The following is a 13,733-nucleotide window of genomic DNA, read 5'->3' on the forward strand; positions in this document are numbered from 1 at the left end:
TTCGGGGATTTCCGGCGTCCGGCGGATGTCGACCTGACAAAGGTCCGTCCGCGTGAGGGTGGACGCATGGACAATCTGACGCGCGAGGACCCCTCGCGCTCCAACAGGAGCAACGATGGCTCAGTCGTTCACCGGCAAGAAGCGGATCCGGAAGTCCTTCGGCCGCATCCCTGAAGCTGTGCAGATGCCGAACCTCATCGAGGTTCAGCGTTCCTCGTACGAACAATTTCTGCAGCGGGAGGTCCGGCCGGGCCAGCGCAACGACGAAGGCATCGAAGCCGTCTTCAAATCCGTCTTTCCGATCAAGGACTTCAACGAGAAGGCCGTCCTCGAATACGTCTCGTACGAATTCGAAGAGCCGAAGTACGACGTCGAGGAATGCATCCAGCGCGACATGACCTTCGCGGCGCCGCTGAAGGTCAAGCTTCGCCTGATCGTGTTCGAGACCGAGGAAGAAACCGGCGCCCGCTCCGTCAAGGACATCAAGGAGCAGGACGTCTACATGGGCGACATCCCGCTCATGACCGACAAGGGCACCTTCATCGTCAACGGCACTGAGCGGGTCATCGTCTCGCAGATGCACCGTTCGCCCGGCGTGTTCTTCGACCACGACAAGGGCAAGACCCACGCCTCGGGCAAGCTGCTGTTCGCCGCCCGCATCATCCCGTACCGCGGCTCGTGGCTCGACTTCGAGTTCGACGCCAAGGACATCGTCTATGTGCGTATCGACCGTCGCCGCAAGCTGCCGGCGACGACGTTCCTGTACGCCCTGGGCATGGACGGCGAAGAAATCCTGACCACGTTCTACGACGTGGTGCCCTATGAAAAGCGTCCGGGCGGCTGGGCCACCCCCTACAAGCCCGAGCGCTGGCGCGGCGTGAAGCCGGACTTCGCCCTGGTCGACGCCGACACCGGCGAGGAAGTCGCCCCGGCCGGAACCAAGATCAGCGCCCGTCAGGCCAAGAAGCTCGCCGACGGCGGCCTCAAGACCCTGCTGCTGGCCCCCGACGCCCTGAGCGGCCGCTACCTGGCCCGCGACGCGGTCAACTACCAGACCGGCGAAATCTACGCCGAGGCCGGCGACGAGCTGGACGCCGGCTCGATCGCGGCGCTGGAAGAGCAGGGCTTCACCACCATCGACGTGCTCGACATCGACCACGTCACGGTCGGCGCCTACATGCGCAACACCCTGCGCGTCGACAAGAACTCGATGCGCGAGGACGCGCTGTTCGACATCTATCGCGTCATGCGCCCGGGCGAGCCGCCGACGGTGGAAGCCGCCGAGGCCATGTTCAAGGGCCTGTTCTTCGACTCCGAACGCTACGACCTGTCCTCGGTCGGCCGCGTGAAGATGAATCTGCGCCTGGAGCAGGACTGCCCCGACGACATCCGCGTCATCCGCAAGGACGACGTGCTGGCGGTGCTCAAGGTCCTGGTCGGCCTGCGCGACGGCCGCGGCGAAATCGACGACATCGACAACCTGGGCAACCGCCGGGTGCGTTCGGTCGGCGAGCTGCTGGAAAACCAATACCGCGTCGGCCTGCTGCGCATGGAGCGGGCGATCAAGGAGCGCATGAGCTCGGTCGACATCGACACGGTCATGCCGCACGACCTGATCAACGCCAAGCCGGCGGCGGCGGCGGTGCGTGAATTCTTCGGCTCCTCGCAGCTGTCGCAGTTCATGGACCAGACCAACCCGCTGTCGGAGATCACCCACAAGCGCCGCCTGTCGGCCCTTGGCCCGGGCGGTCTGACCCGCGAGCGCGCCGGCTTCGAAGTTCGCGACGTTCACCCGACCCACTACGGCCGCATCTGCCCGATCGAAACGCCGGAAGGCCCGAACATCGGTCTGATCAACAGCCTGGCCACCCACGCGCGCGTCAACAAGTACGGCTTCATCGAGAGCCCGTACCGCCGCGTCGACGCCGGCAAGACGACCGAAGAGGTCGTCTACATGTCGGCGATGGAAGAGGCCAAGCACGTCATCGCCCAGGCCAACATCAAGCTGGACGGCGGCGAGATCGTCGAGGACCTGGTCCCCGGCCGGGTCAACGGCGAACCGACCCTGCTGGTCAAGGACACCGTCGACTTCATGGACGTGTCGCCCAAGCAGGTGGTGTCGGTGGCCGCGGCCCTGATCCCCTTCCTGGAAAACGACGACGCCAACCGCGCCCTCATGGGCTCGAACATGCAACGTCAGGCCGTGCCGCTGATCCAGTCCGACGCGCCGCTGGTCGGCACGGGGATGGAAGGCGTCGTGGCCCGTGACTCCGGCGCCACCGTCGTCGCCCGCCGCCCCGGCGTGGTCGAGCAGATCGACGGCACCCGGATCGTCATCCGGGCCACCGAGGAAACCGACCCCACCAAGCCGGGCGTCGACATCTACCGCCTGTCGAAGTTCCAGCGCTCGAACCAGTCGACCTGCATCAACCAGCGCCCGCTGGTTCGTGTGGGCGACAAGATCGTCGCCGGCGACATCATCGCCGACGGCCCGTCGACCGAGCTGGGCGAACTGGCCCTGGGCCGCAACGCGCTCGTCGCGTTCATGCCCTGGAACGGCTACAACTTCGAAGACTCGATCCTGATCTCCGAGCGCATCGTGCGCGACGACGTGTTCACCTCGATCCACATCGAGGAGTTCGAAGTCATGGCCCGCGACACCAAGCTCGGGCCGGAAGAAATCACCCGCGACATCCCGAACGTCGGCGAGGAAGCCCTGCGCAACCTCGACGAAGCCGGCATCGTGGCGATCGGCGCCGAAGTCCAGCCGGGCGACATCCTGGTCGGCAAGGTCACGCCGAAGGGCGAAAGCCCGATGACGCCGGAAGAGAAGCTGCTGCGCGCCATCTTCGGCGAAAAGGCCTCGGACGTCCGCGACACCTCGCTGCGTCTGCCCCCGGGCGTGGCCGGCACCATCGTCGACGTGCGGGTGTTCAACCGCCACGGCGTCGACAAGGACGAGCGCGCCCTGGCCATCGAACGCGCCGAGATCGATCGTCTGGGCAAGGACCGCGACGACGAGTTCGCCATCTTGAACCGCAACATCTCGGGCCGCCTGCGCGAGATCCTGATCGGCAAGAACGCCGTCTCGGGCCCCAAGGGCCTGGGCCGCGGCGAGATCACCGCCGAAAAGCTGGCCGAGATCCAGCCGGGCCTGTGGTGGCAGATCGCCCTCGACGACGAAAAGGCGATGGGCGAGCTGGAATCCCTGCGCCGCCTGTTCGACGAGAACCGCAAGCGCCTCGACCGTCGCTTCGAAGACAAGGTCGACAAGCTGCAGCGCGGCGACGAACTGCCCCCGGGCGTGATGAAGATGGTCAAGGTGTTCGTGGCGGTGAAGCGCAAGCTGCAGCCGGGCGACAAGATGGCCGGCCGTCACGGCAACAAGGGGGTCATCTCGCGCATCCTGCCGATCGAGGACATGCCGTTCCTCGAAGACGGGACGCACGTCGACCTGGTGCTGAACCCGCTGGGCGTGCCCTCGCGCATGAACGTCGGCCAGATCTTCGAAACCCACCTGGGCTGGGCCTGCGCCGGCCTCGGCCGCCAGATCACCGCCCTGGTCGAGGACTGGCAGCATGGCGGCCAACGCCAGGCCGTCACCGACCGCCTGCGCGAGATCTACGGCCCCGACGAGGAGCTGCCGGAGAGCGACGAGGAGTTGCTCGAGCTGGCCCGCAACCTCGGCAAGGGCGTTCCGATCGCCACGCCGGTGTTCGACGGCGCCCGGATCGACGACATCGAGGATCACCTGGAAGCGGCGGGCCTCGCCCGTTCCGGCCAGTCGGTCCTGTTCGACGGCCAGACCGGCGAGCAGTTCAAGCGTCCGGTCACGGTCGGCTACATCTACATGCTGAAGCTGCACCACCTGGTCGACGACAAGATCCACGCCCGCTCCATCGGCCCGTACTCGCTCGTCACCCAGCAGCCGCTGGGCGGCAAGGCGCAGTTCGGCGGTCAGCGTTTCGGGGAAATGGAGGTCTGGGCCCTGGAGGCCTACGGCGCCGCCTACACCCTGCAGGAAATGCTGACCGTGAAGTCGGACGACGTCGCGGGTCGGACCAAGGTCTACGAGTCCATCGTCCGCGGCGACGACACCTTCGAGGCCGGCATTCCGGAAAGCTTCAACGTGCTGGTCAAGGAAATGCGTTCCCTGGGCCTGAACGTCGAGCTGGAGAACGGCTAACGCGCGTCATCCCCCGGTCGCGAAAGCGAGCCGGGGGACCCAAGCGGCCCTGCAGGTGTTGCGTCGCCGCTTGGATCGCCCGGACCCGCCGGGCGTCGATGATCTGAATTTTTCGCGGGAGCCTTCCCGCACTGAGGATATCCGATGAACCAGGAAGTCCTGAACATCTTCAACCCGGTCCAGGCCGCTCCGACCTTCGACCAGATCCGCATCTCGCTGGCTTCGCCCGAAAAGATCCGCTCGTGGTCGTTCGGCGAGATCAAGAAGCCCGAGACCATCAACTACCGGACCTTCAAGCCGGAGCGCGACGGCCTGTTCTGCGCCCGCATCTTCGGCCCGACGAAGGACTACGAGTGCTTGTGCGGCAAGTACAAGCGCATGAAGTACAAGGGCATCATCTGCGAGAAGTGCGGCGTCGAAGTCACGCTCGCCCGCGTGCGCCGCGAGCGCATGGGCCATATCGAGCTGGCCTCGCCGGTCGCCCACATCTGGTTCCTGAAGTCGCTGCCCTCGCGCATCGCCCTGATGCTCGACATGCCGCTGAAGGACATCGAGCGGGTCCTGTACTTCGAATACTACATCGTCACCGAGCCGGGCCTGACGCCGCTGAAGCTGCATCAGCTGCTCTCGGAAGACGAGTACATGCGCTACCAGGAGGAGTTCGGCGACGACAGCTTCACCGCTGAAATCGGCGCCGAGGCCGTCCGCGGCTTGCTGATGGCCATCGACCTCGAAAAGGACGCCGAGCGTCTGCGCGAGGAGCTGGCCGGCAACCCGTCCGAGATGAAGCAGAAGAAGGCGTCCAAGCGCCTGAAGATCATCGAGGCCTTCATCGAGTCCGGCAACAAGCCGGAATGGATGATCCTGACCGTCGTGCCGGTGATCCCGCCCGAGCTGCGCCCGCTGGTGCCGCTGGACGGCGGCCGCTTCGCCACCTCGGACCTGAACGACCTCTATCGCCGGGTCATCAACCGCAACAACCGCCTGAAGCGCCTGATCGAGCTGCGCGCGCCGGACATCATCATCCGCAACGAAAAGCGGATGCTGCAGGAAGCCGTCGACGCCCTGTTCGACAACGGCCGCCGCGGCCGCGTCATCACCGGCGCCAACAAGCGTCCGCTGAAGTCGCTCGCCGACATGCTGAAGGGCAAGCAGGGCCGGTTCCGTCAGAACCTGCTCGGCAAGCGCGTCGACTATTCGGGCCGTTCGGTCATCGTCGTCGGTCCCGAGCTGAAGCTGCACGAGTGCGGCCTGCCCAAGAAGATGGCGCTCGAGCTGTTCAAGCCGTTCATCTATGCGCGCCTGGACGCCAAGGGCCTGTCGGGCACCGTCAAGCAGTCCAAGCGCATGGTCGAGCGCGAGCAGCCCCAGGTGTGGGACATCCTCGAAGAGGTGATCCGCGAGCACCCGGTGATGCTGAACCGCGCGCCGACCCTGCACCGCCTGGGCATCCAGGCGTTCGAGCCGAAGCTGATCGAGGGCAAGGCCATCCAGCTGCACCCGCTGGTCTGCGCCGCCTTCAACGCCGACTTCGACGGCGACCAGATGGCCGTGCACGTCCCGCTGAGCCTCGAGGCCCAGCTGGAAGCGCGCGTGCTGATGATGTCGACCAACAACATCCTGTCGCCCGCCAACGGCCGCCCGATCATCGTGCCGTCGCAGGACATCGTGCTCGGCCTCTACTACCTGTCGCTGGCCAAGGACCTGGAGCCGGGCGAGGGCATGATCTTCGCCAACATGGCCGAGATCGAGGCCGCGCTGGAAGCCAAGGCCGTGACCCTGCACGCCAAGGTCAAGGCGCGCTTCACCGAAATGACGCCGGAAGGCGAGGTGAAGACCAAGGTCATCGACACCACGCCGGGCCGGATGAAGGTCGCGGCCCTGCTGCCGCACCACACCGAGATCGGCCACCGCCTGATCGAGAAGCCGCTGACCAAGAAGGAAATCGGCAACCTGATCGACGTGGTCTATCGCCACTGCGGCCAGAAGGCGACGGTGATCTTCGCCGACCAGCTGATGGGCCTGGGCTTCAAGGAAGCAGCCAAGGCCGGCATCTCCTTCGGCAAGGATGACATCATCATCCCCGAGCGGAAGAAGCCGATCGTCGAGGAGACCCGCAAGCTGGCCGAGGAGTACGAGCAACAGTACGCCGACGGCCTGATCACCAAGGGCGAGAAGTACAACAAGGTCGTCGACGCCTGGGCCAAGGCCACGGACCGGGTCGCCGACGAGATGATGTTGGAGATCTCGACCAAGAAGAAGGCCGACAGCGGTCGTGAGCTCGAGATCAACTCGATCTACATGATGGCCCACTCCGGCGCCCGGGGCTCGCAGGCCCAGATGAAGCAGCTCGGCGGCATGCGCGGCCTGATGGCCAAGCCCGACGGCTCGATCATCGAGACGCCGATCATCTCGAACTTCAAGGAAGGCCTGACCGTCCAGGAGTACTTCAACTCCACCCACGGCGCCCGTAAGGGCCTGGCCGACACCGCCTTGAAGACCGCCAACTCGGGCTACTTGACCCGTCGTCTGGTCGACGTCGCGCAGGACTGCATCATCACCGAGGAAGACTGCGGCACCACGCGGGGCATCACCCTGCGCGCCGTCGTCGAAGGCGGCGACGTGCTGGTCAGCTTGGGCCAGCGCATCCTGGGCCGGTACTCGGCCGAGGACGTCAAGGGCTCCAACGGCGAGCTGGTCTGCCCGGCCGACACCTATCTCGACGAGAACATGATCGACGCCGTCGAGGCGGCCGGCGTGCAGTCGGTGAAGGTGCGCTCGGTCCTGACCTGCGAGGCCAAGATCGGCGTCTGCGGCGCCTGCTACGGCCGCGACCTGGCGCGGGGCACCTCGGTCAACATCGGCGAGGCGGTCGGCGTCATCGCCGCCCAGTCGATCGGCGAGCCGGGCACCCAGCTGACCATGCGGACCTTCCACATCGGCGGCACGGCCCAGGTGGCCGAGCAGTCGTTCTTCGAGACCGGCACGGACGGCGTCGCGCGCATCACCGGCCCGACGGTGGCCAACGCCGACGGCGACCTGATCGTGATGAGCCGCAACACGCAGATCACCGTCCAGGTCGACGGCAAGGACCGCGAGTCCTACAAGCCGACCTACGGCGCGCGCCTGCGGGTGAAGGACGGCCAGGCGGTCAAGCGCGGTCAGCGCCTGGCCGAATGGGACCCCTACACCACGCCGATCATCACCGAAGTGGGCGGCAAGGTCCGCTTCGAGGATCTGGTCGACGGTCTGTCGGTCCGCGAGGAAGCCGACGAAGCCACCGGCATCTCCAACCGGGTGGTCGCCGACTGGCGCGCCAGCCCGCGCGGCTCGGACCTGCGTCCGGCCATGGCGGTGCTGGACGAGCAGGGCGCCTATAAGCGCCTGTCGAGCGGCGCCGAGGCCCGCAACCTGCTGCCGGTGGGCGCGATCCTGTCCGTCGGCGACGGCGACGAGGTCAAGCCCGGCGACGTGCTGGCCCGTCTGCCGACCGAAGGCGCCAAGACGCGCGACATCACCGGCGGTCTGCCGCGGGTGGCCGAGCTGTTCGAGGCCCGTCGTCCGAAGGACTGCGCGGTGATCGCCGAAATGGACGGCCGGGTCGAGTTCGGTCGGGACTACAAGAACAAGCGCCGCATCAAGATCACGCCGGAAGACGGCGGCGAGGCGGTCGAGTTCCTGATCCCGAAGGGCAAGCACATCGCCGTCCACGACGGGGACATCATCCGCAAGGGCGAATACCTCATCGACGGCAACCCGGATCCGCACGACATCCTGCGCATCCAGGGCATCGAGGCGCTGGCCGACTTCCTGGTCAACGAGATCCAGGAGGTCTACCGACTGCAGGGCGTGCCGATCAACGACAAGCACATCGAGACGATCGTTCGTCAGATGCTGCAGAAGGTCGAGATCATGGAGCCCGGCGACACCGGCCTGATCCGCGGCGACCACCTCGACAAGACCGAGGTCGACGAGGAGAACGCCAGGGCCGAGGGCCGCGGCGGTCGTCCGGCGGTCACCCTGCCGGTGCTGCTCGGCATCACCAAGGCCTCGCTGCAGACGCGTTCGTTCATCTCGGCCGCGTCGTTCCAGGAAACGACCCGCGTGCTCACCGACGCCTCGGTGCACGGCAAGATCGACACCCTGGAAGGCCTCAAGGAGAACGTGATCGTCGGCCGCCTGATCCCGGCGGGCACCGGTTCGTACCTGCGCGGCCTGCAACGCATCGCCAACAAGCGCGACGAGGCCTTGGCCGCGCAGCGCGAGCAGACGATGGAGCCCCTGCCGCTGGAGATCGCGGTCGAGGCCGAGGCGGCGAGCGAGCAGGCCTGAGCCTGATCCTCGCGACATCGAAGACCATGCGGCGGCCCGGAAGCAATTCCGGGCCGTTCGCCTATCTAGGGTTCATGAAGCGGGACCTCTTCGGGCGCGAACTGACCGACGGCGAACGGGCCGCCCTGAGCCCGGGCCTGGCGCGCGCGCTCGACCGGGCGGGCGCACGGCCGTGTCTCATCGGCGCGCCCAGCCGGCTGGCGCGTATCGCCGCCCTCTGGCGCGGCCAGGTTCCGATCATGGCGCTGGGCGACCGCATCTTCTGGCCGGGCGTGGCCGATGACCTGTCCCGGGCGGGAGGGGAGCACGCCATGGCGGTGCTGCAGCACGAGTTGCAGCACGTGCTCGAATACGCCGAGGGGCGGTTGACCCTCTGGCGCTACGCTCTCGATCCCCGCAACTGGACCTATCGCTACCGGCTGGACGCGCGTGCGCGATGGGGCAGGCTGGGCGCGGAACAACGCGCGGCGATCGTCGAGGAGCTGTTCCGGCTGGAACGGGATCCGGCCGCCACGCCCGAGCGGCTGGCGATCTGCCGACGCCTGGTTCCGTGGGCCGGCGACGAAGGCTAGGGCTTGTCGGTCGGCAGGGGCGGCAACGGGCGCATGGTCGGCCCGTCGCTGCCGCCGGCCACCCCCGAGGGAATGTTGGCTTCCTTGTAGCGTCGATAGGCCTCCTGCCGGGCGGCGGCGCGGTCGAAAGCCGCCCGCTTGTCGGCGTCGATCCCGAGGCTGGGCGGCGGCGGGATTCCGCCCTTGGCCGTGCGCGCGACATAGCGGTCGCAGCGGACCCGCTCGGCCTCGCTGAGCTTGACGACGTCCTGGGCGTCACACCCGGTGCTGCCGCGCAAGGCGCCTTGCAGGCCGCCGGCCTGGGCGGGCAGGGGAGCGGGGTGGGGCGGCGAGGCGACGGCGGCGGTCGACGGCGGGGCGGGGGCCGGCGTCGCCGGCAGGGTGAGGACGTCCGGAGGCGGCGGCCGCTTGGCGGGCCGCGGAACCAGGGGCGGCGCCTGCGCCGTCGCCGGGGAGGGCTTCGGCCTGCGAACCTCGAGCCGCAGGACCGGCTGGACCAGCTCGACCTCGATGGCGCGGGGTTCCGGCGGCGCTTCGACCCGGGTCACGCCCGCGGCCAGGAAGGCCAGCAGGGCGACGTGCAACGCCAGCGAGGCGATGGCTCCAGCCGACCGTCGGCGGGTGGAGAACACCTTTGCAAGACGTGCGCGCACGAGTCCCCACACCGAGATTTGAGGCGGCACGTTCGGTTCGCCTGATGGCGAGACCAAGGCGGCCGAGACGAAACCCTCTTGAGGCGAGGCGCGCGTTCCATACAATCAGGAGTGATCGGGGGGCTGACATGCATAGAATTCTTGCCGGGATCGGCGCGGCGCTGGCGGCTGCTTGCATTCTGGCGTCGCCGACGGCCATGGCCGCGCCGCCCGCCGCGACGGCGTTCGGACGGCTTCCGGACATTCAGACCGCGGCGGTTTCGCCGGATGGGACACGGATCGCTATGCTCGGCGGGCCGCCCCAGGCGCGATACCTGACGATTTCGACGATCGACAGCGCCAAGCCCGTGGTCGCGCCGATCGGCGACGTCGAGGTCAAGACCCTGCAGTGGGCCAGCGATCAGTACATTCTCTTGCGCACCTCGGTTTTCGACAAAGGGCGCTTTGAAGGGACGAACCGGGCCTACGCCTACCATTTCGACCGGGACGTGGTGATCGACACCAGCGGCAAGGTGCTTGGCCGGCTGTTGTCGAACAGCGAGGCCTCCAAGCTCGCCCTGAGCCTGCCCATCGGGGCGGCTGGAGGCGGCGGGCCGTAGTCGGCGCGGGGTAAGGCGCCGGCGCCCTTGACCTTGCGCGACTCCTCAACTAGGTTCCGCGCTCATTTTCGAGGCCCGGCTTGGTCTGTGATCGAGCCCGCGCCCCGATAGACGGTCCCGCCTAGTCGCGGATCAGACCCGCCGGAACGCGAGGTTCGCATTCCGGCGACAGCCGTGTTTATCGGACGCCCTCGGGGACGAGTAGCAGTATTGTTTTCCTAGGACCTGAAGCGCCTCGGCCGAAAGGCACACGCTTCCACGAGCAGAGATCGAATGCCTACAGTCAACCAGCTCATCCGCAAGCCGCGCCAAGACAAGCCGGCCCGGAACAAGGTGCCCGCCCTGAAGGGCTGCCCCCAACGTCGCGGCGTTTGCACCCGCGTCTACACGACCACGCCGAAAAAGCCGAACTCGGCTCTGCGTAAGGTCGCCAAGGTCCGCCTGACCACCGGCATCGAAGCCGTGTGCTACATCCCCGGCGAGGGCCACAACCTGCAGGAACACTCCGTGGTCCTGATCCGCGGCGGCCGCGTGAAGGACCTTCCCGGCGTTCGCTACCACATCCTGCGCGGCGTGCTCGACACGCAAGGCGTGAAGAACCGCAAGCAGCGCCGCTCGCTCTACGGCGCCAAGCGTCCGAAGTAAGGAATACCGCATGTCCCGCCGTCGTCGCGCAGAGAAGCGTGAAGTCCTCCCGGATCCCAAGTTCGGGGATCTCGTCGTCACCAAGTTCATGAACTACGTGATGTACGAAGGTAAGAAGGCCGTCGCCGAAAACATCATCTACGGCGCCTTCGACATCCTGGAAAACAAGCGCAAGGACCAAGGCCCGCTGGAAACCTTCCACGCCGCCCTGGACAACGTCGCTCCGGCCGTCGAAGTCCGCTCCCGCCGGGTCGGCGGCGCGACCTACCAGGTTCCGGTCGAAGTCCGTCCGGACCGCCGCCGCGCCCTGGCCATCCGCTGGCTGGTCACCGCCGCTCGCAAGCGCGGCGAGAACACCATGACCGAAAAGCTCGCCGGCGAGCTGCTCGACGCCTCGAACAACCGCGGCACCGCGGTGAAGAAGCGCGAAGACACCCACAAGATGGCGGAAGCCAACCGGGCGTTCTCGCACTATCGCTGGTAACACTTCTTACCAGACCCTTTCAGGCGCGGGCGGTTTGAGCTAAACCGCCCGCGCCGCACGTTTAAATCCACGTGGCCGTCAAACGCCGCCCCGCATCCGCAGAGCAATCCAATGCCCCGCACGCATAAAATCGAAGACTACCGCAACTTCGGCATCATGGCGCACATCGACGCCGGGAAGACGACGACGACGGAGCGGATTCTCTACTACACCGGCAAGTCCCATAAGATCGGCGAAGTCCACGACGGCGCCGCGACCATGGACTGGATGGAGCAGGAGCAGGAGCGCGGCATCACCATCACGTCGGCCGCGACGACCGCGTTCTGGAATGGCAAGCGTCTGAACATCATCGACACCCCCGGGCACGTGGACTTCACCATCGAGGTCGAACGCTCCCTGCGCGTGCTCGACGGCGCCGTGGCGGTGCTGGACGGCAACGCCGGCGTCGAGCCGCAGACCGAAACCGTCTGGCGCCAGGCCGACAAGTACCGCGTTCCGCGCATCGTGTTCGTCAACAAGATGGACAAGCTGGGCGCCGACTTCGACAAGTCGGTGGAATCCATCCGCGACCGCCTGGGCGCGAAGGCGGTTCCGATCCAGCTGCCGATCGGCTCCGAATCCGCCCTGCGCGGCATCGTCGACCTGGTCCGCATGAAGGCGGTGGTCTGGGACAACGACGGCCTGGGCGCGAGCTTCCACGACGAAGACATCCCCGCCGACATGAAGGAAAAGGCCGAAGCGGCCCGCGCCTACATGATCGAAGCCGCGGTCGAACTCGACGACGAGGCCATGGAGGCCTATCTGGGCGGCGAAGAGCCCTCGATCGACGTCATCAAGAAGTGCATCCGCAAGGCGGTGCTGACCAGCGCCTTCTTCCCGATCCTCGCGGGCTCGGCCTTCAAGAACAAGGGCGTGCAGACCCTGCTCGACGCCGTCGTCGACTACCTGCCGTCGCCGATCGACATCCCGCCGACCAAGGGCATCGACTTCCGCACCGAGCAGGAAGTCGAGCGCAAGGCGTCGGACGACGAGCCGCTGTCGGTCCTGGCCTTCAAGATCATGGACGACCCCTTCGTCGGCTCGCTGACCTTCTGCCGCATCTATTCGGGCAAGCTCGAAACCGGCATGGGCCTGCTGAACTCGTCGCGCGACAAGCGCGAGCGGGTCGGCCGCATGCTGCTGATGCACTCGAACAACCGCGAAGACATCAAGGAAGCCTATGCCGGCGACATCGTCGCCCTGGCCGGCCTGAAGGAAACCCGCACGGGCGACACCCTGTGCGATCCGACCAAGTCTCCGGTGATCCTCGAGAAGATGGAGTTCCCGGCGCCGGTCATCGAGATCGCCGTCGAGCCCAAGTCGAAGGCCGACCAGGAAAAGCTGGGCGTCGCCCTGGCCAAGCTGGCGGCGGAAGACCCGTCCTTCACCGTCTCGACCGACCACGAGTCCGGCCAGACCATCCTGAAGGGCATGGGCGAGCTGCACCTGGACATCAAGGTCGACATCCTGAAGCGCACCTACAAGGTCGAGGCCAACATCGGCGCGCCGCAGGTGGCCTATCGGGAGTCGCTCGGCAAGAAGGCCGAGATCGACTACACCCACAAGAAGCAGACCGGCGGTACGGGCCAGTTCGCCCGCATCAAGCTGGTGTTCGAGCCGGGCGAGCCGGGTTCGGGCTTCGTGTTCGAAAGCGCCATCGTCGGCGGCGCGGTGCCGAAGGAATACATCCCCGGCGTCGTGAAGGGCCTGGAATCGTCGAAGGAAAACGGTCTGCTGGCCGGCTTCCCGCTGATCGACTTCAAGGCGACCCTGATCGACGGCGCCTATCACGACGTCGACTCCTCGGTGCTGGCCTTCGAAATCGCCGCCCGCGCCGCCTTCCGCGAACTGCGCGAGAAGGGGGCTCCCAAGCTGCTCGAGCCGATCATGTCGGTGGAAGTCGTCACCCCCGAGGAATATCTCGGCTCGGTGATCGGCGACCTGAACAGCCGCCGGGGGCAGATCCAGGGCCAGGACGTGCGTGGCAACGCCATCGTCGTCAACGCCATGGTGCCGCTGGCCAACATGTTCGGCTATGTGAACAACCTGCGCGGCATGTCGCAAGGCCGGGCCCAGTTCACCATGCAGTACGACCACTACGATCCGGTGCCGCCGCACGTCGCCGACGAAGTGATCAAGAAGTACGCCTAACCCTTCAATCCAACCCTTGTAGATAAAAGCCCGACCTGGGCTGGAGCTTGAGATGGCCAAGGAAAAGTTCGA

Annotated in this window: 8 protein-coding genes; 7 read left to right on the plus strand and 1 reads right to left on the minus strand. The window is 66.7% G+C overall.

The window, feature by feature from the left end; genetic code table 11:
- Nucleotides 1–115: 115 nt before the first annotated feature.
- From rpoB to C5708_RS11450, 3 genes are all read left to right on the plus strand, one after another.
- Nucleotides 116–4,186 (plus strand): DNA-directed RNA polymerase subunit beta, encoded by a 4,071-nt coding sequence (rpoB, locus tag C5708_RS11440; protein ID WP_242921147.1) that lies wholly within the window; start codon nucleotides 116–118, stop codon nucleotides 4,184–4,186.
- 144 nt (nucleotides 4,187–4,330) lie between these two features.
- Complete coding sequence (gene rpoC, locus C5708_RS11445; protein WP_242921149.1) at nucleotides 4,331–8,518, plus strand: DNA-directed RNA polymerase subunit beta'; 4,188 nt, start codon at nucleotides 4,331–4,333, stop codon at nucleotides 8,516–8,518.
- A gap of 74 nt (nucleotides 8,519–8,592) precedes the next feature.
- Complete coding sequence (locus tag C5708_RS11450) at nucleotides 8,593–9,090, plus strand: hypothetical protein (protein ID WP_242921150.1); 498 nt, start codon at nucleotides 8,593–8,595, stop codon at nucleotides 9,088–9,090.
- On the opposite strand, the gene C5708_RS11455 is transcribed toward C5708_RS11450, so the two are convergent.
- Complete coding sequence (locus tag C5708_RS11455; protein ID WP_242921152.1) at nucleotides 9,087–9,773, minus strand: hypothetical protein; 687 nt, start codon at nucleotides 9,771–9,773, stop codon at nucleotides 9,087–9,089. The genes C5708_RS11450 and C5708_RS11455 overlap by 4 nt on opposite strands.
- Nucleotides 9,774–9,940: 167 nt before the next feature.
- On the opposite strand from C5708_RS11455, the gene C5708_RS11460 reads away from it, so the two are divergent.
- From C5708_RS11460 to fusA, 4 genes are all read left to right on the plus strand, one after another.
- Nucleotides 9,941–10,342: a hypothetical protein gene (locus C5708_RS11460; RefSeq protein WP_242921154.1), complete on the plus strand. Its 402-nt coding sequence runs from the start codon at nucleotides 9,941–9,943 to the stop codon at nucleotides 10,340–10,342.
- Nucleotides 10,343–10,615: 273 nt separating this feature from the next.
- Nucleotides 10,616–10,987: a 30S ribosomal protein S12 gene (gene rpsL / locus C5708_RS11465; RefSeq protein WP_242921156.1), complete on the plus strand. Its 372-nt coding sequence runs from the start codon at nucleotides 10,616–10,618 to the stop codon at nucleotides 10,985–10,987.
- 10 nt (nucleotides 10,988–10,997) lie between these two features.
- Nucleotides 10,998–11,471 carry a 30S ribosomal protein S7 gene (gene rpsG / locus C5708_RS11470; RefSeq protein WP_242921158.1) on the plus strand — a complete coding sequence of 158 codons (474 nt, stop codon included), beginning with the start codon at nucleotides 10,998–11,000 and terminating at the stop codon, nucleotides 11,469–11,471.
- A gap of 111 nt (nucleotides 11,472–11,582) precedes the next feature.
- Entirely contained in the window at nucleotides 11,583–13,661 is a 2,079-nt protein-coding gene (gene fusA, locus C5708_RS11475; protein WP_242921159.1) for an elongation factor G, read from the plus strand.
- Nucleotides 13,662–13,733 lie beyond the last annotated feature (72 nt).

Source organism: Caulobacter sp. CCUG 60055, from assembly GCF_022750545.1.
In the GTDB taxonomy this organism is placed as follows: domain Bacteria; phylum Pseudomonadota; class Alphaproteobacteria; order Caulobacterales; family Caulobacteraceae; genus PUIC01.